The following is a 22,287-nucleotide window of genomic DNA, read 5'->3' on the forward strand; positions in this document are numbered from 1 at the left end:
AATTTTTTTCTCCGGCCGGGAAAAAGCGGCTACGCTCGATATCGCGGCGCGATCGCCCAGCGTTGTGCGACGCGTCGTGCCGACCGTCGCTTCCGGAGGAACAGCGAGATCCCATGGCAGAGACCGACGATGCCGTGGTCGCCCCCGCCCGTGCTCGCGGACGCCCGCCCCGGCTGAACCGTCATCTCATCCTCGTCGCCGCGCGCGACCTGGAGCCGGAGAATCTGACCATGCAGGCGGTGGCCGACGCGCTGGGCGTGCATCGCAAATCGCTCAACTATCACGTCAGCGACCGCCAGGGCCTGCTCGAACTGGTCGCGTTCGACGCGTTCGACACCGGTTTCCGCCGGGTCGACCTGCCCGAGCGAGCGGACTGGCGTGAGCTGCTGCGATCGTTCGGCTACGCGGTAGTCGATGCTCTGGTGCAGGTCGGCGCGCTCATCGCCTACGTCCGGTTCGACGGGAAGGCGGGGCTGTCGGCCCTGCAACTGGTCGAACGGATCATGGCCGCGTTGGTCGGCGCCGGACTCGATGCGAACGAAGCCGGGCGCACACTGAAACTTGTTGCCGCGATGGCCTATTCGGCCGCACGCGAGGCGCTCGACGCCACCGGCGGGCCGGCCGATCCGCAAGCGGCCGCGGTGCGGCGCACGCTGGGAAACGAGTCCGGATTCCCGCTCCTGCGCGCGGTCGCGACCGCGCGCGAGAGCGACAGCCGCGCCGGTGAGCAATTCGAATTCGTTCTCGCGCTGATCATCGAGGGCCTGGAACGGCGGCTGGAGGTTCGGCACGGCGCCGCAGCGGTGGCGCCGACAGGTGGTCCCGGCCGGTGACTTCACGCCGGCGCGGGTCAGTGTTCCTTGGCGCGCCGGTCCACGGCCTCGGCGAGATAGTCGCCCAGCTCTTCGCGCAGCACACGATCCAGCGACCGTGCCAGGGTGTTGTTCACCGCGGTGACGGCGAGACCGCGTAAATGGTTGAGCATCTTCGCGGTTTCGGCGATTTCGTCGTCGGTGTCGGGCAGCCAGCCGGGGCCGTGGGCATCGACGATCTGCTGCTTGGCGACCGACATCATGTCGTGGGCGATCTCGTCGAGGCGGCCGCTGACGGCTGCCTGCAGATCGGCCAGCCGGCCCAGCCGGAACCCGTAGCCGTGCAGTTCGGCGAAATTCTCCAGCAGCTGCGGATCGGTGAATTCGATTGTCTCCGCGCCGATCCGGGCCAGCCCGAGTTCGGCGAGACGCTCCAGGATCTCCGGATCGGCCGCCTCCTCGCCGAGGAAGGTGTCGATCAATTCGCGCGGTACCTGCAGCGTCTCGTCCTGCTGCCCCCACGCGGCGGTGACCGCGTGCTGCAGCCCCAGGATCTCGGTGAGGTCCTTACCCGTTTCCCAGCCGGTGATGAAATCGGCGATATGGGCGGTGGTGAACCCACGCTGCAACAGCACGTCGATGATCTTCAATCGCTCCAGATGGGAGTCGTCGTAGATCAGCGCGCGCCCGATCCGGCGCACCGGCGGCGGCAGCAGGCCGCGTTCCTGGTAGGCGCGCACATTGCGGCTGGTTGTGCCTGCGGCGCGGGCGAGTTCATCGATGCGGTACTCCGCCATCCCGTTCTCGCCCATCCTTTCCTCGTGCCGGACGCCGACCCGCGTCGCACCCGCCTCCGGCCCGTGTGAGCAGCCCGGGCGCGACGCATCGTGTCGACATTAGCCCAACGAGGTCACCGCCCGATCGGCGACAGGCGCGCGGGCGCCGCCCCGCCCGGGGATGAGCACATAGTCGTGCGGGTCGAGGGTGGCGAGCTGACCGGTGAACTGGCTGCCGAAGCCCGGGAACATGGTCGCGTTGAAGCCGTCCTCGGTCAGATACCAGCTGCGGCACCCGGAATTCCAGGTGGTCGCCCGCAGCCGGCGCTGCAGCCGGTGGTTGTAGCGGTCCTGGCGGTCGCGGCGCACCTCGAGCGAATGCAGATTCCGCTCGAGCAGCATGCCGATCGCCGCGGCGAGATAGTCGATCTGCGCCTCCATGTACACCAGCGCCGAATTGTGCCCGGGACCGGAATTGGGCCCGAAGGTGAAGAACAGGTTCGGATAGCCCGCGACGGTCACACTCTTGTACGCGTAGGCGCCCCTGCGCCATTCGTCGTCCAGGACCCGGCCGCCGCGGCCGGTGATCGGAATCGGCGCGCCCGCCTTCGACACCTCGAAACCGGTGGCGAACACGATGCAGTCGAACCGGTGCTCGATCCCCTCGGCGGTGCGGATGCCCGCCGGCGACATCCCCGCGATCGGCCAGGTGACCAGCGTGCAGTTGTCGCGTTGCAGCGCCGGGTAGTACTCGCTGCTCATCAACAGCCGCTTGCATCCGGCCCGGAAGTCCGGAGTCAGTTGCCGCCGCAACCACGGATCGCGGACCTGACTGTGCAGATGGGCCAGCGCCACCGATTCCACGATCCTGGTCAGCGGGGTATTCCACACCACGCCCAGCGCCACCGATTCGTGCCCCCAGAACCAGGCTTGCCGGGCGAGCTGCTGGGTGAGTGGCAGGTGCCGGTACAGCTGCCGGGTCAGGCCGGTGGTGTGCCGGTTGATCCGCGGCAGAACCCAGCCCGGCGTGCGCTGGAAGACCTTCACCGAACCGGCCCGCTCGACCAGTTCCGGGACGATCTGCACCGCGCTGGCGCCGGTGCCGACCACGGCCACCTTCTTACCGGTGAAGTCGTAGTCGTGATCCCAGCGGGCGGAGTGGATCATATGGCCCTCGTAGCTGTCGCGACCCGGGATGTCCGGCAGGCTCGCATTGGCCAGCGGCCCGGACGCGAGCACCACCGAACGGGCCCGCACCGGTGTGCGACCGGCGTCGAAGGCGATCTCCCATTCTCCCGCCGCCTCGTCGTAGGCCAATCCGGATACGTTGTGCCCGAAGCGAATCGATGCGCCGAGTGCGAACTTCTCGACCATCGCATCGATGTAGCCGAGGATTTCCGCACTGCCGGAATAGGTCTGCGACCACTCCGGATTCGGCGCGAAACTGTAGGAGTACAGCCGCGACGGAATATCGCAGGCCGCCCCCGGATAGGTGTTGTCGCGCCAGGTGCCGCCGACCCGCCGGTCCCGTTCGAAGATCGCGATATTCGTGATTCCGCGCTGCCGCAACCGGATCGCCGCCCCGATCCCGGCGAATCCGGCTCCGACGATCGCGACGTCCAGCACGGTGTTCCCGCTCATCACGCGACCGGCTCGTAGGTCAGTTCCTTCGACCAGGTCGGCTGCGCGGGCAGCACCCGGTCGGGGATGCGGGCGGTCACCTTCACCAGTGTGTCGGCCAGCAGGTGGTAGGGGTGGTCGCGGTTGATCACCCAGTCGCTGTGCATCTTGACGATCCGGTACATCGGCACCCGGTTCACCACGGGTGTGCGCTCCCCGACCGCCTTGAACCGGCGCATCGCGGCATACAGCTTGTCCTCGTCGACGCCCATCGCGACGATGTTGTCGCGCATCTTGTTCAGCAGCGGCACATAGCTGAGCACGCCGATCATCAGTGACGGCTTCACCCAGCCTCCGACCAGATCGATCGCGAGTTTGCGCGCGGTGGAGTGCCCGAGCAGTTCCATCACCGCGTAATCGGTGGCCAGATGCCGGGATTCGTCGGAGTTGATCTTGCGGAACACCTCCTGGGCGATCGGATCGGCGATCTCGTCGGTGACGAATTTGATCAGCGCGCCGTCGAGCGCCACCTCCAGCATCGGAATCACCGTGCCCAGAAACGACAGCGACATGCCGTCGGCGTATTTGTCGAGGAAGTCGATGACCAGCTTGACGTTGATATTCGGTTCGGGGATCTCGTCGCCGTCGAGCATGCCCCAGCGGCGCATCAGGGCCAGTTCGGCATTGGCGTGGCGCTGTTCCTCGGCGTGGAAGAACCGGTAGATCTCGCGCAGTGTCTGCGTCGGGGCCTTCTTCGCCATCGCCGCGAAGCCGCGCGCGCCGACGTTCTCGATCCACATCAGATCCGCCATGAACGGCGTCAGTTTCGCGTGCAGTTCGGGATCGATCAGTTCCGCGCCCGGTGCGTCCCACTCGATATCGGCCAGCGCCCACTGCCGGGACTTGATCTTGGCCAGCATATCGTCGAAGTCGAAGGACATGTCAGACTCCTGTCTTTTCGCTGTCGGCCGATGCCGGGGCCGAATCCGCTTGCGGCAGATATCGGTTCAGCAGGCCGAGGGCCCGGGTGTAGGTGGCCGGGAATTGTCGTTTGAGATGCCAGACGACCACCGCGTCCAGCTGCGGCAGCACATGCAGGCGGCCGCGCTCGTGGGCGTCGAGGGTGATGCGCGCGACGTGGTCGGGCGAGAAGCCGGTCCAGCGCATCAGTTCGGTGGCCAGGCGGGCCGATCCGGCGGTGATGCGCCCGTCGCGGGCGACGTTGGTGCGCACGAAGGTCGGGCACAGTACCGTCACGGTGACGCCGGTGCCCGACAGTTCGGCGGCGAGGGTTTCCGACAGCGACACCACGCCCGCCTTGGAGACGTTGTACGGGGCCATCGCGGGTGCGGCGGCGAATCCGGCCGCCGAGGCCACATTGATGATGCCGCCGCGACCGGCCCGGCGGAGCCGCGGCACGAACAGTTCGCATCCGTGCACCACACCCCACAGGTTGATGCCCAGCGCCCACTGCCAGTCCTCGAATCCGATGTCGCCCACCGGCTTTCCGCCGATGCCGACACCGGCGTTGTTGATCACCAGGGTCGGCGGGCCGTGGAAGATCGCTTCGCTGTGCTGCGCCAGCGATTCCATCTCCGCGCGCTGGGCCACGTCACAGCAATACGCGTGCGCGCGGCGGCCGTGGATCCGGTCGATGAGCGCGACCGTCTCCTCGGCGCGGCCGAGGTCGATATCGGCACAGATCACCTCTCCCCCGCGCCGGGCCAGCTCGAGGGCGAAGGCACGCCCGATCCCGCTGCCGGCCCCGGTGACGACGGCCTTCGCGTCATAGGTACTGCGGTCGCCGCCGATCACCGACCGCAGCGCCGCATTCGCCCCCGCCATCGCATCCACGATCCACATCACTATCCCGCCTCTCGGGCACTCGATACCGGTTGTGCCGCACGGGATCGCGCGAGTACCCCGGTGATGAAGGCGGCCGCGCGGCGCAATGCCGCCGCGGCCTCCGGTACGGCCAGCGGCAGCGCCTGGAAGCCGTGGATCTGGCCCGGCCACACCTCCAGTTCGCACGGCACGCCGGCGGCATGGGCGAGGTCGCGGAGGTGGTGCGCGTCGGCGGCGAGCATTTCCGCGCCGCTCACCTGAACGAACAACGGGGGCAACGCGATTCCCGCGGGGATGCGCAGCCGCAGCCGCGGCGAATCCTCGGGTTCGTCGCCGGTGTACAACCGCACCGCGGCACGACCGGTGCGCGCGGAGGCCATGGCCTCGGCGGCCCGGCGTTCGCAGCCGCGGGCCAGTTCGAAGGACAGATCGATCAGCGGTGAGAACAGCACCGCGCCGGCCGGCTGCGCCACTCCGGTGCGAGCATTGTCGAGCAGCAGGTCCACGCACAGATGCCCGCCGGCCGAGTCACCGCCGATCACGAGGTCCCCGGCCCGGTAGCCCTGGGCCAGCAGCCAGCGGTAGCCCTCGGCCACATCGTCGGCCGCGGCCGGGAAGGGGTGCTCGGGCGCGAGCCGGTAGTCGACGACGAAGACCGGGAGTCCGGTGGCGCGGGACAGTCGCGACGCCAGACCGCGATGGGTGCGCGCCGAGCAGATGACATAGCCGCTGCCGTGCACGTAGTACAGGGCGCGATCGCCGTGACCGACTCCGGCAGCGCACACCCACTCCCCGCGCAACCAACCCGAACGCACCTGTGTCACAAGGGTTCCCGGCAGCACCGGCCCGCAGATCGCCATGATCGACGCGACCAGCCCACGGGCCGCGGCGATGCCGAGCGGATTCGCCGGTAGCAGGCAGTTGATCGGCCGTACCCCGTACCGTCCTGCGGTCAGCGCCAGCCGCGAACGCAGCGACGGTGACGACGGGACCGGTGCGGTGGCCGACGGCGAGGTCTCCGTTGACCTTCTCGTCTCCATATACCGAGCATCAGCTACCTATGTGCCATTTGTCAATGGCAGATAGCATCGCCGGTCACGCCCGGGCTGGGCCACCTCCGTGACCAGGGCGCCGAGCATGTCCCGCGCGAGTTCGGCATGTTCGCGTAGATCCGGAGAGGCCTCGTTCGCGGCGAGTTCGACGATGGTGTTCAGTTCACCGAAGGCCACCACCAGGCGGCGCAACGCGGCGCGCTGCTGGGCGGCCGAGAGGCCGTTGATACTCACATCCGAGGGATCGCCACGCCGGATGTTTCGTTACGGCGCCGAACGATCGAGCAGTGCGCCGGCCGGACCGAGGCTCAGCATGCCGGTGCCCGCTCCGAGCAGTTCGCCGCGCGCCGGGGACAGGGCGCGATGCACCTGACGCGCGGTACTCCGGTCCGCGCATCGGTCGGCGGCGATTCCCATTAGCGCCCAACGCAATTCGGCCAAGTGGTCCGGCGGCGGCGCCGGCGCCGCGCGCAGCAGCTCGTGCGCGCGCTCGGGTTCGAGCAGCGCGGCGGCGTAGGGAGTGTTCGGCCCGAAGTCGGCCGCGGCGAATTCGGCCGGGTCCCGGCCTGCCCGCAGCGCGAGGCACAGACCGGTCAGCGGCGCGAGACCCGCTGCGACACCGGGCATGCCGCAGCCCGGCAGGGTGGCGAGCGCGCGTTCGTAGGCGTCTGCCACTTCCGGTTCCGGCCGGTCGGTCAGGACGGTGCGCAGCGCGCGGTACCAGGTGGTGAACACCCCGACGAGGTCGCGCTCGTAGCGTACCGCGAGACGGTCGGCCGCGGCGGCATGCTCGTCGGCGACGGCCACCTCGCCCACCGCGGCCGCGGCCTGCATCGCGACGAGATGACCCAGGATCAGGTAGGTCGACAGGTCGTGCCGGCGCGACACCGTGATCAGCTCCTGCGCGAGCCGCGCCCGCATCGGCCACCGGCCCGGCGTGTGGAAGGACTGCAGGAATCGGGCGTCGAGAGCGAGCACGAGCACGGCCGGATCCCCCAGGTCGCGGGCGATGCGTTCGGCCGCTCGCGCGGCGTCGGCGCCGGACGTGCCACGGCGGCCGCGGGTTTCGATCGCGAACAGCGCGAGCAGCCGGGCGCGCAGCGCGGGCGCGGCATCGTCGTCCAAGCGTTCGAGGGTGGTGCGGGCGGCCTCGGCCACGCGCGCCGACCGGGCCGGATCGTCGAGCACCGACCAGACCCCCGGTACCTCCATGCGGGTCAGCGCGGTGGCCGTGAGTTCGGGATCGCCACTCGCGAACAGGTCGTCGATGGCGTGCGCCCGGCGGTCCTGGGCGGTCATCAGACCGGTCGCGTCGGTCAGGGCCAGGCCGCGCAGCAGATCGGCGGAGGAGGTGATGCGGCTGCGCGGGCCGGTGGCGCCGTAGGCGGCGACAGTGTCACGCCACAATCGGTGCTCACCGAATTCCGGTTCTCCGGTGAGGATTTCGCGTTCGAGGGCGATCAGTTCGGCGCTGGGATCCAATCCGGCTTCCGTGCCCAGCCGGGTTCGGGCCCGCCGCAGCGCCGCCAGCGCGTCGGCCGGCCTGCCACAGTCCGCGCGCCTGCAGCAGCCAGGCCCGCTCCCGCACGGGATGCTCGTGCAGATAGGTTTCGAGTTCGGCGACGGCCTGTTCCGGCCGTCCCTGGCGGATTCGCGCCTCCGCGAGCATTTCCACTGCCGCAGAACGTAATTCATCGAGCTTCGCGATGTCTCCGGCCGCCCACCGGTAGTCGCCGTAGGCGTCTCCGCGCCAGAGCGCCAGCGCCGTCTCCAGCGTCTCGATCCGCTGCGGCCCGGCCCGATTCGCCGCCGCGCGGACCAGATCGTCGAAATACCAGGCGTCGACGTGATCGCGAGGCAGCACCACGCGGTATCCGGCGCCCTCGGTGACGATCACGCGGGCAGGGGTGCGCGGCGCGCGGCCGGGTTCCAGGGCACGGCGCAGTGCGGCGACGAAGGTGCGCACAGCGGCGACCGCGCCCGGCGGCGGGTCCTCCCACAGGTCTGCCACCAAGGCCGGCACCGGCACCACCCGTCCGCCGGCGGCGATCAGGCGGGCCAGCACCTCGGCATGCCGGGGGCCGTGCAGCGGCAGCGGCGTCCCGTCGGCGGCGACGGCCCGCACCGGGCCCAGCACACTGGCCGTCGGTGCCGCGTCGGGGCCGGTGAGCTGCGCACTCATCGGTTGCTCATTGCCGCCGCCGAGCATGGACATCGCACCGAACCAGCCTAGAGAAGGGATCGTCACCGCATGTCCGCACCCACCGTCCCCGGTTTCGACTACGACCGCGTTCCGGTCGCCGAGGATGTCGCGTTGTCCGTCGCGCACGCCGGCTCCGGTACTCCGATCGTGCTGTTGCACGGCTTCCCGCAGACGCATCTGATGTGGCGTCACGTCGCACCGGCGCTGGCCCGCGACCACACGGTGCTGTGCCCGGACCTGCGCGGCTACGGCGACAGCGATAAACCGGTCGCCGCCGATTCCGGCACCTATGCCAAACGCACGATGGCCTCCGATGTGATCGCGCTGGCCGACCACTTCGGATTCGATCGGTTCGCGCTGGCCGGACACGACCGCGGCGCCCTGGTGGCGATTCGCGCCGGACTCGACCGGCCCGATCGGATCTCCCATCTCGCGGTGCTGGATGTGCTGCCGACATCGGATATGTGGGAGGTCCTGCACGGCCACAGCGCCGCAGTCGCCTTCCACCTCTATCTGATGGCCCAGCCGCCCGGGCTGCCCGAGCGCATGATCCGCGCGAGCGCCGACGACTTCTTCGGCCATTTCCTCGACGCCTGGTGCCTGCGCCCCGACGCGATTCCCGACGACGTCCGCCGGGAGTACCTGCGCGCGTGTGCCGGCGCGGTGGATTCGATCGTCGCCGACTACCGTGCCTCGGCCACCGTCGATCTCGACCACGACCTCGCCGACCGCGCCGCCGGACACCGACTCACCATGCCGGTCACCGTGATTCAGCAGGATTGGGGCGCCGAACTCGGTTACGACGCGGCCGCGGTATGGCGTGAATGGGCCACCGATCTCGACCACCGCACCCTCGCGCTGGGGCATTTCATGGCCGAGGAGGCGCCGGACGCGGTGGTCGATGTGATCACCGATCTCCTGCGGCGCTGAGCGACACGCCGGGCATATCGCGACCGAGGGAGGTCGGCAGTTGCCGACGAGGGAACCGCCGGCCTTCCCCGGCGCGGGCGAGCTGCCGTCGGCGAAGACTGAAACCCCTGCACCACTGCGGGTTTCACCGCCACATGACCTGCTCCCCCGCGTAGCGGATGCGCACGTGCCATATAGGGCACGTACAGTGCGCGGTATCGGACGAGCGCAGGCGAGGGGGCCGTAGAGGTGAGCAGCGACAGCCGGGCCGACGAGATACGCAGCGGCGGTGAACCGAACGCGCACAGCGGCGCGACCGCGATTGCGCCCACCGACGCCGATGTCGATACCACTCTCGATTTCGAGACGCACACCGGTGCGGTGACGATGGCCGACGAACGCATCGGCGTCAACGACGCGGTCGCGGCCGTCCTCACCCGCTGGATCGGATCGATGCCCGCGCTGTATCTGGTGCTCATCGGGTTCAGCGCCTGGATGGCGCTGGCGACCTGGGGGCCACTGCGCCCGGTGGACCCGTATCCGTTCCCGTTCCTGCTGTTCGTCGACAATGTCGCGCAGCTGATCCTGTGCCTGGTGATCTTGGTGGGCCAGCGGGTGCTCAGCGCCGCCGCCGACCGCCGGTCGGTGCAGACCTACGAGAACACCGAGGCGATCTTCGCCCAGGTCGCGGATCTGCAGGCACATCTGGACCACCACGACCGCGCGCTCAGCCGGGGCCTGAGCCTGCTCGAGTCGACACCGCATCCGTGGATCGAACGGCATCGGGTGCAGCCGCCGCCGCAGGCCGCCGACCAGGCGGTCAGCACCAACGACCGGATCGCGGTGTGGCTGACCGAGCGACTGGGCAGCGTGTGGGGCTTCTATCTCGCGCTCGGCTCGCAAATTCTGTGGGTTGTGCTGGCGCAGGCGGGAATTCAGCGGGTGGACCCGTACCCGTTCGCCTTCATGGCGTTTCTGTCCACGCTCGCGCAACTGGTGTTCATGATCGTGATCATGGTGGGCCAGGACGTGCTCGGGCGCACCGGTGACCGCCGTTCCGAACAGACCTTCCTCGACGCGCAGGCGGTCCTGCACGAATGCCGGCGGATGAAGGCCCGGCTCACCGCACAGGACCGCGTCATCGACAGCCTCACCGGATACGTCACCGACCGGGTCAGCGAACAACTCGGGCGGGCGCTGCACGAAACCAGCGAACGGGTCGACCACCAGGCCCGCGCCCACACCGTCATGACCACCGGTGAGGCGCCGGCCGACGCCGCCGCCCTGCGCCACTGGAACGAACTCCGCGACCAGGATCGCCGCATATATCGGCTGCAGGCCCGCGGTATCGGCGAAGATCTGGCCGCGATCGGCTGCTTCATGGTGCCCGCCTTCGATCCGGCCTTCGCGGTCACCTTCGACGACGACGAGATCGGGCTGCTCGCGCGGCTGGACTACGAACGCCGGATCGCGGATCGGCGCGCTCTGCTCGGCGGAGCCGCCCACCCCGATCCCGACGACGCCGAACCGCTGCCGTGGCCGGAGCTGCCCCGGTCCGCGCGGATCCGCTACCTGCAGGCGGCCCGGCGCATCCCGGTCATGGTCTCCGGTGCCGGCTTCCAGGTGCTGCGCAGCACCCCGCCCCGGGTCCGCGACGCCGCCCGCGCCCACCTGACGTAAGGTCGCGATCCATGAGCGAGGATCTGTTGGGTAAGGGTGCGCTGGTCAGCGGCGCGAGCCGCGGTATCGGGTACGCGGTGGCGGCGGAGCTGCTGCGGCGTGGCGCGAACGTGCTGATCACCGCCCGCAAACCGGAACCGCTGGCCGAGGCGGCCGACCGGCTGCGCGCGCTCGGCCATCCGGGAAAAGTCGTTGCGCTGGCGGGCAATTCGGGTGACGAGGCGGCGCGCGCCGAGCAGGTGGATACCGCCGTCGCCGAATTCGGATCCCTCGACATCCTGATCAACAACACCGGCATCAACCCCGTCTACGGGTCGTTGATGGAGGCCGATCTCGGCGCGGTGCGCAAGATCTTCGACGTCAATGTGGTCGCGGCGCTGGGCTATGTGCAGCAGGCCTATCGGGCGTGGATGGGCGAGCACGGCGGCGCGGTGGTGAACCTCGCGAGTGTGGCCGGCATCCGCTCGACGGGTGTGATCGCGGCCTACGGCGCGTCCAAGGCGGCCCTCATCCGGCTCACCGAGGAACTGGCCTGGCAGCTGGGTCCGTCGATCCGGGTGAACGCCGTCGCGCCGGGCGTGGTCAAGACGAAATTCGCCGACGCGCTGGTCACCGACAACGAGGAAGCGGTGGCCGCGACCTATCCGCTGCGGCGCCTGGGCACTCCCGAGGATGTGGCCGCGCTGGTCGGCTTCCTCGTCTCCGATCAGGCCGCGTGGATCACCGGCGAGGTGGTGCGGGTCGACGGCGGCCTGCTGGCGACCGGCGGTATCTGACCGGGCGACCGCACACCCCGTCAGCGGAAGGCGAGGGCGCCGAGGATGTCGTCGTGCCGGTACTTCAGGTACTTCTTCACGGTGCCCTCGTCCACCGAGCTGGTCGCGGTGGCGAAGGTGACGACGAGGAACTGCTTCTCGGCGTCGTCCTTCCACTTGCCGGTCGTGAAGTTCGAGATGTAGGTGCCGGGCCGCAGTTTCAGGTCGTCGTCGGTATACGCGCCGGGTGCGGCCGCGGCGGTGTCACTGCTCGACATCCCCATGATGAACTGGGTCAGCATCAGCGAACCGCCCTCGGCCTTGTACACCATCTCCGCCGCGTACCGGCAGCCCAGCGACGTGAGCTTGCCCCCGACCTCGATATCGGCGCAGCTGGGATGGTCGCGTCCCTCGACCCAGTCGGCGTGCAGTTCCACATCGCCGGCCTTGAAGTTCCAGTCGTGCCCGTATTCCTGATAGCTCAGGTGGCCGGACGTGTCGGGACTCGCGCTGGTGGTCGGGGCCGCGGTGGTGGTCCGGGCGTCGGTGGTGGCGGGGACGAGCGCGGGCGTGCTGGTTCCGCCGGCCCGGTCGTCGCCGCCGGAGTCGCGAGTCGCGACCACCACGATGCCGCCGGCGATCACCAGCAGCGCGATCACGCCGAAGACGATGCCGACGACGAGCCCGTTGTTGTTCTTCGGCGGCGGCGGAGTCGGATAGCCGCCGGGAGCGGGCTGCCCCCAATGAGGCGCGGGCATCTGCTGATCCCACGCCGGCGTCTCCCACCCGCTCGGTGCCGCGTCCCAGCCCAAGCCGGGCTGGTTCGGGTCGCGCCCCCACCCCGCGTCGTGGGGTTGTTGCGGGCCGTAACCGTACGGCCCGGATCCGGGGGGATACGTCATCTGCTGCCACCTTCCGCGTCCCGGGGCAGCGCCCTCCGCGGTTGTGGTCCCCCCGGGCATCGTGGGTCGACCCTACCGGACCCGACACACCCCCCGTGATGCGACGGCCGGTCGCACCGCGTCCGTCCGATCTGCTGCAATGGCGGCATGAGTGCCGATCTCATCGTCTGCGGGCTCGGCCCGTCCGGGCGGGCACTGGCGCATCGCGCCGCCGTCCGCGGACTCGCCGTGACCGCGATCGATCCGCATCCGTGGCGCCGGTGGCCCGCGACCTACGGCACGTGGGCCGACGAATTGCCGGACTGGCTGCCGGCCCGGGTCGTGGCCGCGACGATCGAGCGGCCGCTCGCCCGGGGTATCCGCGAGGTCGAAATCGCCCGTACCTATCAGGTTTTCGACACCGCGGCGCTGCAGGACGCGCTGGACCTGTCCGGCGTGCGGGTGATCGCCGACCGGGTCCTGGACATCGAGCGGCCCGACCGCGTGCGGCTGGCTTCGGGCCGGACACCGACCGCGCAGCGCGTGGTCGACGCCCGCGGCCTGGCCCGCGACGTGCGACGAGCCGAGCAGACCGCCTACGGCGTTGTGCTGCACCGTGATCGCGAACCGGCCGTCTTCATGGACTGGTCCCGGGACAACGGCACCGAGGCCGACGAACCGGCGTCGTTCCTGTACACGATCCCGCTGGGCGGCGGCCGGGTGCTGTTCGAGGAGACCTGCCTGGCCGGACGGCCGGCGATCGGCCAGGACGAGCTGCGGCGCCGGCTGGAACACCGATTGCGCTGCCGGGGAATCGAATTCGGCGCGGACGCACCGATCGAACGGGTACGCTTCCCGGTCGAGGGCGGCCGGGCCCGCGACGGCGTCTTCGGGGCGGCGGGTGGGCTGCTGCATCCGGCGACCGGATACAGCGTCGGCGCCGCACTCTCCGCCGCCGACGCCGTGGCCGCCGGGCAGAGCCTGTGGCCGGTCCCGGCACGTCTGGTGTACGCCCTGCGCCGGGCCGGCCTGCGGGCACTGCTCGCGCTGCCGCCCGAGCAGCTCCCGGTCTTCTTCGACGCCTTCTTCGCCTTGCCCCCGGACCTGCAACGCGCCTACCTGTCCGGGCGCACCGATCTGCGCGGCACCGCCGCCGCCATGACCGCGCTGTTCCGGGAACTTCCGTGGCCGCTGCGCCGGATCCTGGCCACGGCCGCCGCGCCGGGTGCCGGTCGCGGCCGCGCGGGCGGGCCCGCCGTTCAGCCGTGATCGAAGACCAGCGCGGTGGTGTTGTCGGTGGCACCCGCCGTGATCGCCGCCTCGACCAGGGCGTCCGCGGCGGTCGACGCGGAGTCGGAGTCGGCGAGGATCTGCTTGATCTCGGTCATCGGCAAGGTCTTGTGCACCCCGTCCGTGCTCAGCAGCCAGCGCCCGGCGCCGGTGCCGGTGATGCCGTGGCCCACCGCCTCCGGCCGCACGGTCCGCGCCGAGGTCGTCACCATATGGTGCATCCGGGGCGCGACGGTGATGCCGCGCGCGTTCATCATCTCGGCGACGGTGTGATCGCTGGTGATCTGATGCAGCACCCGCCCGTTCCAGTGGTAGGCCCGGCAGTCGCCGACCCAGGCGATATCACAGGGGCCGTCGATGCGGTCCGGTGTCGGGCACACGGCCACGACCACCACACTGTCGGCGGAGGGCTCGGGGAATTCGCGCAGCAATTGTTGTCTGGCGGCAAGGATTCCGGCGGCCGCACTGCCACCGACGGCCACCCGCGCCGCGACCTGCGCCACGGTGCGCGCCGCCCGCGCGGCCAGCAGATGATCGCCGATGCCGTCGGCGACGGCGAAGGCGCTGCGCCCGACCGCGGAGTCGATATAACCCGACACCGCGTCGGCATTCAGCGACCGGCCGCCACGCCGGCTGACCGAATGCGCTGTGATTCCCGTGAGCCGCATCAACTCACGCCGTGTGATTGCCGTCGTCACCGCTGTGTGCACGGCCGACCTCCTCGACTGCCCCTGCCGACTGCGGTTCCGCTCGTTCGCGCCGACGATCGCCTGGACCGCGACCGGCTCCGAAACTGCCCTGAACAGAACTCGCCTGCTCAGACTATGTCAGCTGGGACCGTGCTCAACCTGTGAAAAGGGGCACGAGTTCATTACAGGCCGCCGTCCGGGGCGTCCATCGGCCACGTTCGGCACCCGAAATGCCCGGATCGCCCGTTCTCGGACGCTCGGACGAGCGTGTCCGTGACCGGTGCGACGCCGCCCCTTCGCCCGGCCGTGACCTGCGGTGTGCGGTTGGTCGCGGTCATCTCGGCTCGGCCGGGCCCGCCACCGTCGCGGTGAGCGCGCGGATCTCGCGCACCAGGTGATCCAGCGGGGTGCCGGTCGGAAACACCGCCGCCGCGCCCGCCTCCAGGAGTTTCGGCACATCGGCCTGCGGGATGGTGCCGCCGACCACGACCGCGATATCCGCGGCGTCGGCGGCGCGCAATCCCTCCACCACCTTGGTGGTGAGTCCGAGGTGCGCGCCCGAGAGAATGCTCAGCCCCACCACCGCCACATCCTCGGCCACCGCGATCGACACGATCTCCTCGACGCGGCGGCGGATGCCGGTGTAGACGACCTCGAAACCGGCGTCGCGCAGTGTGCGCGCGACGATCTTCGCACCGCGATCGTGGCCGTCGAGGCCCGGTTTGGCGACCAGTACGCGCGCGGGCATCAGAACACCACCGGCTGCCGGAATTCGCCCCACACCGATTTCAGCGCGGCGGTCATCTCCCCCACCGTGCAGTAGGCGTTGGCACAGTCGATGAGCCGATGCATCAAATTCTCGTCTCCCTCGGCGGCGCGCGACAGCGCCGACAGCGTGGTGGCGACCGCGCCGGAATCCCGGTCCGCCTTGACCTTGGCCAGTCGCTTCAATTGCAGATCCCTTCCCGCGGCATCCAATTCGTAGGTGCCGATCTCGGGTGCGGGTTCGTCGGAGGTGAATCGGTTGACCCCGACGATCGGGCGCGCGCCCGATTCGATGTCCCGGTGGGCGCGGTAGGCCTCGTCGGCGATCAGGCCCTGCAGATAGCCGTCCTCGATGCAGCGGACCATGCCGCCGTGCGCGTCGAGATCGGCCATGATCTCGACGATCCGCTCCTCGGTCGCATCGGTGAGCGCCTCGACGAAATAGGATCCGCCCAGTGGATCGGCCACCCGCGTGACCCCGGTTTCGTAGGCCAGGATCTGTTGAGTGCGCAGCGCCAGTGTCGCCGACTCCTCGCTGGGCAGGGCGAACGGTTCGTCCCAGGCGGCGGTGAACATCGACTGCACCCCGCCCAGGACCGAGGCCATCGCCTCGTAGGCCACGCGCACCAGATTGTTCTGCGCCTGGGGTGCGTAGAGCGAGGCGCCGCCGGAGACGCAGCCGAACCGGAACATCGACGCGCGATCGGTCGTCGCGCCGTAGCGCTCCCGCACCAGCGTGGCCCACCGCCGCCGTCCGGCACGGTATTTCGCGATCTCCTCGAAGAAGTCGCCGTGGGTGTAGAAGAAGAACGAGATCTGCGGCGCGAAGTCGTCGATACTCATGCGGCCGCGTTCGACGACGGTGTCGCAATAGGTGACTCCGTCGGCGAGGGTGAACGCCATCTCCTGCACCGCGGTCGCGCCCGCGTCGCGAAAGTGCGCGCCCGCCACCGAGATCGCGTTGAACCGCGGCACCTCGGCGGCACAGAATTCGATCGTGTCGGCGATCAACCGCAGGGAGGGCTGCGCCGGCCAGATCCAGGTGCCCCGCGACGCGTACTCCTTGAGGATGTCGTTCTGGATGGTGCCGGTGAGTTTTTCGCGGGCGACTCCCTGGCGTTCGGCGGCGGCCACGTAGAACGCCAGCAGGATCGCGGCGGTGCCGTTGATGGTGAAGCTCGTGCTGATCTTGTCCAGCGGAATCGAGTCGAACAGGATCTCGGCGTCGGCGAGGGTGTCCACCGCCACGCCGACCCGGCCGACCTCCTCGCTCACCTCGGGATCGTCGGAGTCGTAACCACATTGGGTCGGCAGGTCCAGCGCGACCGAGAGTCCGGTGCCGCCCTGATCGAGCAGATAGCGGTAGCGGCGATTGGATTCCTCGGCGGTGCCGAACCCCGAGTACTGCCGGAAGGTCCACAGCCGTCCGCGGTAGCCGGTGCCGAAATTGCCTCGGGTGAAGGGATATTCGCCCGGCGGGGGCGGTTCGGCGACACGATCGCCCGGGCCGTAGACCGGGGCGAGCGGGATGCCGGAGGAGGTCTGGACGTCGTCGTTCATCCTTGAATATGTTACTTGCAAAAAAAGAGAATGCCAATACCATCAGAGGCGAACGACTGACTTCGAGGAGCGTCATGCCCGCATATCCCTTGGCCGGCCGCACCATGGTCGTCTCCGGCGCAAGCCGCGGGATCGGCCTCGCCATCGCCGTCGCCGCGGCCGCCCGGGGCGCGAATATCGTGCTGCTGGCCAAGACCGCGCAACCGCATCCGAAACTGCCGGGCACCGTGCACACCGCCGTGGCCGAGATCGAGGCCGCGGGCGGGAAGGCCGTCGCGGTGGTGGGCGATGTGCGGCGCGAGGAGGATGTGCGGCGCGCGGCGCAGACCGCGGTCGACCGCTTCGGCGGCATCGATATCTGCGTCAACAACGCCAGTGCGATCGCGGTGGAGCCGACCGACTCACTTCCGGCCAAACGCTTCGACCTGATGCAGGAGATCAACGTGCGCGGCACCTTCCTGCTCACCCAGGCCTGTCTGCCGTCGCTACGCGAGGCGCCCGAGGCCCATGTGCTGACCATCTCGCCGCCACTGAACCTCAGCCCTCGCTGGCTGGGCGCTCATCCCGCCTATACCCAGTCCAAATACGCGATGACGCTGTTGTCGCTGGGATGGGCCACCGAATTCGCCGAGGCGGCGATCGGGGTGAACTGCCTGTGGCCGCAGACCTACATCGCGACCTCGGCGGTGGCGAATATGGCCGACGGGTCCGAACTGCTCGCCTCGGCGCGCGATCCGCGCATCATGGGCGATGCCGCCGCCGAAATCCTTTCCCGGCCTGCGAAATACACCACCGGAAACTGCTACATCGACGCCGAGGTGCTCATCGAATCCGGAGTCCGCGACCTGTCGGGCTACGGCGGCGGCGAGCGGCCGATCCCGGACCTGTTCCTCGGCTGACCGCACGACCTACGCGAATCCCCTGCCGCACAACTCAACTCGTGACCCGGAGGTACTGATGCAGCCGCCCGTCGATATCGCGGTCCGCCAGATACTGGACTATTTCGGCACCTGCCCGCGCTGTGGCTACGCCGCGGAGGCGGTGCGCACCGTCCGCACCTTCGCCGATCATCGCCGCGAGATCGAGATCACCGCCAGCTGCGGCCTGCCCTGCGGCTGGTACGGCGCGGCGCCGCTGACCACCATGACCGGTGCGCACGCGGGGGTCCGGTCGTGACCGGCACGATCGAACCGACCGCCGCCGCGGACGTCGCGCACATCGGCCACTGGATCGACGGCGGCCTCCGGCCCGGCGTCGCCGCGCGCACCGCCCCGGTGACCGATCCCGCCACCGGACGGGTCACGGGCGCGGTCGCCATGGCCGGGCCCGAGGAGGTTCGCGCCGCCGTCGAGTCCGCGGCGGCCGCCTTCCCGGGCTGGCGCGACACCTCGCTGACCCGGCGCACCTCGATCGTGTTCCGCTTCCGCGAACTGCTCAACGCCCGCAAATCCGAACTGGCCGGCCTGATCACCGCCGAACACGGCAAGGTGTTCTCCGACGCCCTCGGTGAGGTCTCGCGCGGTCAGGAAGTGGTCGAATTCGCCTGCGGAGTACCGCATCTGGTGGAGGGCGGGTTCACGCAGAACGTCTCCACCGGCGTGGACGCGTACTCGGTGCGAGCCCCGCTGGGCCCGGTCGCGATCATCTCGCCGTTCAACTTCCCGGCCATGGTGCCGATGTGGTTCTTCCCGCTGGCGGTCGCCACCGGCAATACCGTCGTGCTCAAACCCAGCGAGAAGGATCCCTCGGCAGCGCTGTGGCTGGCGAAGCTGTGGGAGGAGGCGGGACTTCCGCCCGGCGTCTTCAATGTCGTGCAGGGCGACAAGGAGGCCGTGGACGCGCTGTTGACCGACCCCGCGATCAAAGCCGTCTCCTTCGTGGGCTCCACTCCGATCGCCGAGTACGTCTACGCCACTGCGACCGCAACCGGCAAGCGGGTACAGGCCCTCGGCGGCGCCAAGAACCACGCGGTGATCCTTCCCGACGCCGATCTGGACCTGGCCGCGGACGCGCTGGTCAATGCCGGATACGGGTCGGCCGGAGAACGCTGCATGGCCATCTCGGTGGCCGTCGCGGTCGGCGATATCGCCGACGAGCTGGTAGCCCGGGTGGCCGAGCGCACTCGCGGCCTGCGCCTCGGCGACGGGCACGGTGAGGCCGATATGGGACCGCTGGTCACCCGCGCGCATCGCGACAAGGTGGCCGCCTCCGTCGATACCGCCGTGGCCCAGGGCGCCCGCATCGTCGTCGACGGCCGCGGCGCGATCGGCACCGCTGACGCCGATATCGATGTGTCCCAGGGCTTCTGGCTCGGACCGACGCTGCTCGACCACGTGACCCCGGAGATGGCCGCCTATCGCGAGGAGATCTTCGGCCCGGTCCTCGCGGTGGTGCGAGTCGACGGATACGAGCAGGCCCTCGAGCTGATCAACGGCAACCCCTACGGCAACGGCACCGCGATCTTCACCAACGACGGCGGCGCGGCCCGGCGCTTCCAGTACGAGGTCGAGGTGGGGATGGTCGGCATCAACGTCCCCATTCCGGTTCCCATGGCCTACTACAGTTTCGGCGGCTGGAAGAACTCGCTGTTCGGTGACACGCACGCGCACGGCGTACAGGGTGTGCACTTCTTCACCCGCACCAAGGCCGTGACCAGCCGGTGGCTCGATCCGAGCCACGGCGGGCTGAATCTGGGCTTCCCGCGCAACGACTGACCACCCGGACGGCACGCGCTCCGGGCCGCGTCGTACGGGTCGCGAAGATCGGTCACACTGAGCAGATGCCACGATCACAGTCCACCGCGCCGGTTCCCGCTCGCGCCGACAGCGTGCGGCGGACCGCGATCCTGCGCGCGGCCGCGGAACTGTTCGCCTCCGCGGGCTACGCCGGGACGAATGTGAAGGACGTCGCCGACGCCTGTGGCATCCTGCCCGGCAGTCTCTACCACCACTTCGAATCGAAGGAAGCGATCGCGGTCGAACTGCTCGAGCGTTACCACGCCGCGTTGGATGCCGTGGCCCGGTCGGCGCCGCCGCCGTCGGCGATCACCTGCGCCGACCGGGCCTTCGACGTCGTGAACGACTACGCCACCGCCCTCGCCGCCTGCGCGCTGGAACACCGTGCGGCACTGCAGTTGTCGATCTACGAGCCGCACACCGGCGCCGGCACCGCGCTCGTCGCGCTCGCCGCCGACCCACCCTCCGCACCGACGACAGCCATGCGCGCCCTGCTCGACGCCGCGGCGGATCACGGCTACCTCACCGCGGCCGTGGACCGTTCCGTGCTGGCCGAACAGCTGTGCCAGACCATGTTGCACATCGGCCTGTCGGTCCTGCATCGCGAGAATTCCGCCGACCGCGTCGCCACGGTGGTGTGCCGCCTGCTGCTCGACGGCCTGCCCGCCGTGCCGGCCTCCCCCGCAGCACTCGATCGCTCCGCGGCCCTGCGCGCCGCGCGCGAGAGCGTCGCCACCTGGGCGAATCCCGACGACACCGGCGACGACGACCGCACCGCCCGGCTGCGCGCGGTGGCACGCGCGGAGTTCGCCCGCCGCGGTTACGAGGCGACCACCATGCGCGATATCGCCACCGCCGCCGGAATGGGCGCGGGCAGCGTGTACCGGACCGTGGAATCGAAACAGGCGCTGCTGGATTCGATCATGGGGTCCTTCCACGACGAGATTTCGCGCGCCTACGCCGCGGTGGTCGGCACCGACAGCTCCGCCGTCGCCAAACTCGACGCGCTGACCTGGATCAATCTCAACGCCCTGCGGCGTTTCGACCTCGAGTTCGCGATCCAGCGCGCGTGGTTCCGGTCCACTCCCCCCGACACCAGCGACGTGATCGAGGTCCTGCGCCGGCGCGCACGTCAGATCGCGACCGTCGTCGACCAGGGCCGAGCGGACGGCGAGATCACCATCGAGGGCATCACCAAGAGCCGGCTGTCGGCGTGTGTGCGCGACCTGATCTGGATGCCCCCGCCGGTGGTCGCGCGTGTGGGAATCGATGCGGCACACGCACATTCCCGCGCGACTCTGCTGTGCGGCGCCACTCGCACCGCCCCCGCCGCCTGACCGCCGGACGACGGCCCTTGTGCGCCGGACGGGTCTCGACGTACAGTTGCGGAACAAATATTTGGTTCGCGCATTCGCTCCGGCGAACGCGCACCGGTCCGTCCGCCGCACAGCTTTCCGGGCACTCTCCCCGACCGCCGGGCCGACGGCAGCCCGCGAACGCATTCGAATTTCCGCAACGGAGCCCGCATGACCGACCATCCCGAGCCGGACCGTTCCGCCTCGCCGAGACCGAATCCCGCAGCTGCGCGGCATTTCCCGCAGGAGGGCCGATGATCACTCTCCCCGACGGCAGCACCAGCCCGCTGATCGATGCCAGCGTGCACATCTTCTTCCAGGGCAACGCCGAACTGCGCACCTGGCTGCGCGAGCCGTACAGCGCTCGCGGCTACCCGGATGTGGAGATGGACTGGTACGGCGCGCCCGGCGGTGAATACACCCCGGGCACCATCCTGTCCGAGGGCGGATATCCCGGCTCCGAGCCCGACGCCGTGGGGCAGGTGCTCTTCGGCGAGCGCGGGACCGACATCGCCGTCCTGCATCCGATGACCCGCGGCATCATGCCCGACCGCCACCTGGGGACCGCGATCGCGAGCGCGCACAACGAGATGATGATCTCGCGCTGGCTGGACTCCGGCACCTACGCCGACCGCTACCGAGGCACGCTGCGGGTGAATCCGGAGGACATCTCCGGCGCGGTCCGCGAGATCGAACGCTGGGGTTCCCATCCGCGCGTCGTGCAGATCGGCATTCCACTGCAGTCGCGCGAACTCTACGGAAAGCCGCAGTTCTGGCCCCTGTGGGAGGCCGCGGCGGCCGCGCAGCTGCCGGTCGCGGTGCATATCGAATCCGGTTCGGGCGTGGCCTATCCGCCCACCCCGTCCGGACATCCGCGCACCTACGAGCAGTACCTCGGCTTCATGGCACTGAATTATCTGTACCACCAGATGAACATGATCGCCGAGGGCGTGTTCGAACGCTTTCCCGATCTGCGCTTCGTGTGGGCCGACGGCGCCGCCGACCTGCTCACCCCGATGATGTGGCGGATGGACACCTTCGGCCGTCCGCACCTCGAGCAGACGCCGTGGGCGCCGCGCATGCCCAGCGACTATCTACCCGGCTCGATCTACTTCGTCCAGGGCCGGCTCGACGGGCCCGGCGATGTCGAATTCGCCGGAGACTGGCTGGAATTCACCGGCAAGGACGACATGATGATGTTCGGCTCGAGCTATCCGCACTGGCAACTCGACGATCCGGCGCGGCTGCCGTCGGCGCTCACCCCCGCCCAGCGCGAGAAGCTGCTGTGGCGCAATGCCGCCGGACTGTACGGCATCGACATTCCCGCCGCGGCGACGACGCGGTAACCGGTATCGGAATC

At 69.6% G+C, this 22,287-nt stretch carries 21 protein-coding genes and 1 pseudogene; 10 read left to right on the forward strand and 12 right to left on the reverse strand.

The window, feature by feature from the left end; all coding sequences use genetic code 11:
• The first annotated feature begins 113 nt into the window (after window positions 1–113).
• Window positions 114–833 (forward strand): TetR/AcrR family transcriptional regulator C-terminal domain-containing protein, encoded by a 720-nt coding sequence (locus tag IG65_RS0109880; protein WP_051755654.1) that lies wholly within the window; start codon window positions 114–116, stop codon window positions 831–833.
• A 17-nt stretch (window positions 834–850) separates the two neighbouring features.
• On the opposite strand, the gene IG65_RS0109885 is transcribed toward IG65_RS0109880, so the two are convergent.
• The 8 genes and pseudogenes from IG65_RS0109885 to IG65_RS38430 all read right to left on the reverse strand — a co-directional run.
• Window positions 851–1,624 carry a MerR family transcriptional regulator gene (locus tag IG65_RS0109885; protein WP_231509121.1) on the reverse strand — a complete coding sequence of 258 codons (774 nt, stop codon included), beginning with the start codon at window positions 1,622–1,624 and terminating at the stop codon, window positions 851–853.
• Window positions 1,625–1,708: 84 nt separating this feature from the next.
• Complete coding sequence (locus IG65_RS0109890) at window positions 1,709–3,229, reverse strand: NAD(P)/FAD-dependent oxidoreductase (protein ID WP_030514563.1); 1,521 nt, start codon at window positions 3,227–3,229, stop codon at window positions 1,709–1,711.
• The gene (locus IG65_RS0109895) at window positions 3,229–4,149 is read right to left on the reverse strand and encodes a reductase (protein WP_030514564.1); all 921 of its coding nucleotides are present in this window, start codon (window positions 4,147–4,149) and stop codon (window positions 3,229–3,231) included. The genes IG65_RS0109890 and IG65_RS0109895 overlap by 1 nt, the downstream gene beginning before the upstream one ends.
• A gap of 1 nt (window position 4,150) precedes the next feature.
• Window positions 4,151–5,053 (reverse strand): SDR family oxidoreductase, encoded by a 903-nt coding sequence (locus tag IG65_RS0109900; RefSeq protein ID WP_030514565.1) that lies wholly within the window; start codon window positions 5,051–5,053, stop codon window positions 4,151–4,153.
• A 20-nt stretch (window positions 5,054–5,073) separates the two neighbouring features.
• A complete protein-coding gene (locus IG65_RS0109905; protein ID WP_051755655.1) occupies window positions 5,074–6,093 on the reverse strand; it encodes an alpha/beta hydrolase in 1,020 nt (339 codons plus the stop codon).
• 18 nt (window positions 6,094–6,111) lie between these two features.
• The gene (locus IG65_RS0109910) at window positions 6,112–6,339 is read right to left on the reverse strand and encodes a hypothetical protein (protein WP_030514567.1); all 228 of its coding nucleotides are present in this window, start codon (window positions 6,337–6,339) and stop codon (window positions 6,112–6,114) included.
• Window positions 6,340–6,369: 30 nt separating this feature from the next.
• Window positions 6,370–7,587 (reverse strand): hypothetical protein, encoded by a 1,218-nt coding sequence (locus IG65_RS38425; protein WP_051755657.1) that lies wholly within the window; start codon window positions 7,585–7,587, stop codon window positions 6,370–6,372.
• Between the two features lie 15 nt (window positions 7,588–7,602).
• Window positions 7,603–8,320: pseudogene (locus tag IG65_RS38430) on the reverse strand (BTAD domain-containing putative transcriptional regulator); the annotation flags it as partial.
• Window positions 8,321–8,356: 36 nt separating this feature from the next.
• Here IG65_RS38430 and IG65_RS0109920 point away from each other — a divergent pair.
• The 3 genes from IG65_RS0109920 (at window position 8,357) to IG65_RS0109930 (ending at window position 11,673) form a co-directional block, all read left to right on the forward strand.
• Window positions 8,357–9,238 carry an alpha/beta fold hydrolase gene (locus IG65_RS0109920; protein WP_030514568.1) on the forward strand — a complete coding sequence of 294 codons (882 nt, stop codon included), beginning with the start codon at window positions 8,357–8,359 and terminating at the stop codon, window positions 9,236–9,238.
• Window positions 9,239–9,466: 228 nt separating this feature from the next.
• Complete coding sequence (locus tag IG65_RS0109925; protein WP_030514569.1) at window positions 9,467–10,897, forward strand: DUF1003 domain-containing protein; 1,431 nt, start codon at window positions 9,467–9,469, stop codon at window positions 10,895–10,897.
• An 11-nt stretch (window positions 10,898–10,908) separates the two neighbouring features.
• Window positions 10,909–11,673: an SDR family oxidoreductase gene (locus IG65_RS0109930; RefSeq protein WP_030514570.1), complete on the forward strand. Its 765-nt coding sequence runs from the start codon at window positions 10,909–10,911 to the stop codon at window positions 11,671–11,673.
• A 20-nt stretch (window positions 11,674–11,693) separates the two neighbouring features.
• Here the strand turns inward: IG65_RS0109930 and IG65_RS0109935 are convergent, their stop codons facing one another.
• Window positions 11,694–12,554, reverse strand: coding sequence for a hypothetical protein (locus IG65_RS0109935; RefSeq protein WP_156055548.1), 861 nt, complete (start codon window positions 12,552–12,554; stop codon window positions 11,694–11,696).
• A 147-nt stretch (window positions 12,555–12,701) separates the two neighbouring features.
• Here IG65_RS0109935 and IG65_RS0109940 point away from each other — a divergent pair, with 147 nt between their 5' ends.
• Complete coding sequence (locus IG65_RS0109940; protein ID WP_036523846.1) at window positions 12,702–13,802, forward strand: lycopene cyclase family protein; 1,101 nt, start codon at window positions 12,702–12,704, stop codon at window positions 13,800–13,802.
• Here IG65_RS0109940 and IG65_RS0109945 read toward each other — a convergent pair.
• The 3 genes from IG65_RS0109945 to IG65_RS0109955 form a co-directional block, all read right to left on the reverse strand.
• A complete protein-coding gene (locus tag IG65_RS0109945) occupies window positions 13,793–14,533 on the reverse strand; it encodes a PP2C family serine/threonine-protein phosphatase (RefSeq protein WP_051755661.1) in 741 nt (246 codons plus the stop codon). The genes IG65_RS0109940 and IG65_RS0109945 overlap by 10 nt on opposite strands.
• 313 nt (window positions 14,534–14,846) lie before the next feature.
• Entirely contained in the window at window positions 14,847–15,260 is a 414-nt protein-coding gene (locus IG65_RS0109950; RefSeq protein ID WP_030514574.1) for a cobalamin-dependent protein, read from the reverse strand.
• A complete protein-coding gene (locus IG65_RS0109955) occupies window positions 15,260–16,837 on the reverse strand; it encodes a methylmalonyl-CoA mutase family protein (protein WP_030514575.1) in 1,578 nt (525 codons plus the stop codon). Before IG65_RS0109955 ends, IG65_RS0109950 begins: the two co-directional genes overlap by 1 nt.
• 74 nt (window positions 16,838–16,911) lie before the next feature.
• Here IG65_RS0109955 and IG65_RS0109960 point away from each other — a divergent pair, with 74 nt between their 5' ends.
• From IG65_RS0109960 to IG65_RS0109980, 5 genes are all read left to right on the forward strand, one after another.
• A complete protein-coding gene (locus IG65_RS0109960) occupies window positions 16,912–17,736 on the forward strand; it encodes an NAD(P)-dependent oxidoreductase (protein WP_030514576.1) in 825 nt (274 codons plus the stop codon).
• Window positions 17,737–17,794: 58 nt separating this feature from the next.
• On the forward strand, window positions 17,795–18,013 hold the full coding sequence (locus IG65_RS0109965; RefSeq protein WP_030514577.1) for a hypothetical protein: 219 nt from the start codon (window positions 17,795–17,797) through the stop codon (window positions 18,011–18,013).
• Between the two features lie 41 nt (window positions 18,014–18,054).
• The gene (locus tag IG65_RS0109970) at window positions 18,055–19,551 is read left to right on the forward strand and encodes a CoA-acylating methylmalonate-semialdehyde dehydrogenase (protein WP_030514578.1); all 1,497 of its coding nucleotides are present in this window, start codon (window positions 18,055–18,057) and stop codon (window positions 19,549–19,551) included.
• A 65-nt stretch (window positions 19,552–19,616) separates the two neighbouring features.
• Window positions 19,617–20,909: a TetR/AcrR family transcriptional regulator gene (locus IG65_RS0109975; RefSeq protein WP_036523849.1), complete on the forward strand. Its 1,293-nt coding sequence runs from the start codon at window positions 19,617–19,619 to the stop codon at window positions 20,907–20,909.
• Window positions 20,910–21,181: 272 nt separating this feature from the next.
• Window positions 21,182–22,273, forward strand: a complete 1,092-nt coding sequence (locus tag IG65_RS0109980; protein WP_030514580.1) for an amidohydrolase family protein — start codon at window positions 21,182–21,184, stop codon at window positions 22,271–22,273.
• Window positions 22,274–22,287: the final 14 nt, after the last annotated feature.

The sequence above is a fragment of the Nocardia sp. NRRL WC-3656 genome (genome assembly GCF_000720265.1).
Lineage (GTDB): Bacteria > Actinomycetota > Actinomycetes > Mycobacteriales > Mycobacteriaceae > Nocardia > Nocardia nova.

What these genes read in the sequence shown, in the direction of transcription:
- IG65_RS0109950 (WP_030514574.1), bottom strand. Translation starts at nt 15,260, where the DNA reads ATGCCCGCGCGCGTACTGGTCGCCAAACCGGGCCTCGACGGCCACGAT.
- IG65_RS0109900 (WP_030514565.1), bottom strand. Translation starts at nt 5,053, where the DNA reads ATGGCGGGGGCGAATGCGGCGCTGCGGTCGGTGATCGGCGGCGACCGC.
- IG65_RS0109935 (WP_156055548.1), bottom strand. Translation starts at nt 12,554, where the DNA reads ATGACGTATCCCCCCGGATCCGGGCCGTACGGTTACGGCCCGCAACAA.
- IG65_RS0109890 (WP_030514563.1), bottom strand. Translation starts at nt 3,229, where the DNA reads ATGAGCGGGAACACCGTGCTGGACGTCGCGATCGTCGGAGCCGGATTC.
- IG65_RS0109960 (WP_030514576.1), top strand. Translation starts at nt 16,912, where the DNA reads ATGCCCGCATATCCCTTGGCCGGCCGCACCATGGTCGTCTCCGGCGCA.
- IG65_RS0109880 (WP_051755654.1), top strand. Translation starts at nt 114, where the DNA reads ATGGCAGAGACCGACGATGCCGTGGTCGCCCCCGCCCGTGCTCGCGGA.
- IG65_RS0109920 (WP_030514568.1), top strand. Translation starts at nt 8,357, where the DNA reads ATGTCCGCACCCACCGTCCCCGGTTTCGACTACGACCGCGTTCCGGTC.
- IG65_RS0109975 (WP_036523849.1), top strand. Translation starts at nt 19,617, where the DNA reads ATGCCACGATCACAGTCCACCGCGCCGGTTCCCGCTCGCGCCGACAGC.
- IG65_RS0109885 (WP_231509121.1), bottom strand. Translation starts at nt 1,624, where the DNA reads ATGGGCGAGAACGGGATGGCGGAGTACCGCATCGATGAACTCGCCCGC.
- IG65_RS0109895 (WP_030514564.1), bottom strand. Translation starts at nt 4,149, where the DNA reads ATGTCCTTCGACTTCGACGATATGCTGGCCAAGATCAAGTCCCGGCAG.
- IG65_RS0109955 (WP_030514575.1), bottom strand. Translation starts at nt 16,837, where the DNA reads ATGAACGACGACGTCCAGACCTCCTCCGGCATCCCGCTCGCCCCGGTC.
- IG65_RS0109905 (WP_051755655.1), bottom strand. Translation starts at nt 6,093, where the DNA reads ATGGAGACGAGAAGGTCAACGGAGACCTCGCCGTCGGCCACCGCACCG.
- IG65_RS0109980 (WP_030514580.1), top strand. Translation starts at nt 21,182, where the DNA reads ATGATCACTCTCCCCGACGGCAGCACCAGCCCGCTGATCGATGCCAGC.
- IG65_RS0109940 (WP_036523846.1), top strand. Translation starts at nt 12,702, where the DNA reads ATGAGTGCCGATCTCATCGTCTGCGGGCTCGGCCCGTCCGGGCGGGCA.
- IG65_RS0109930 (WP_030514570.1), top strand. Translation starts at nt 10,909, where the DNA reads ATGAGCGAGGATCTGTTGGGTAAGGGTGCGCTGGTCAGCGGCGCGAGC.
- IG65_RS0109965 (WP_030514577.1), top strand. Translation starts at nt 17,795, where the DNA reads ATGCAGCCGCCCGTCGATATCGCGGTCCGCCAGATACTGGACTATTTC.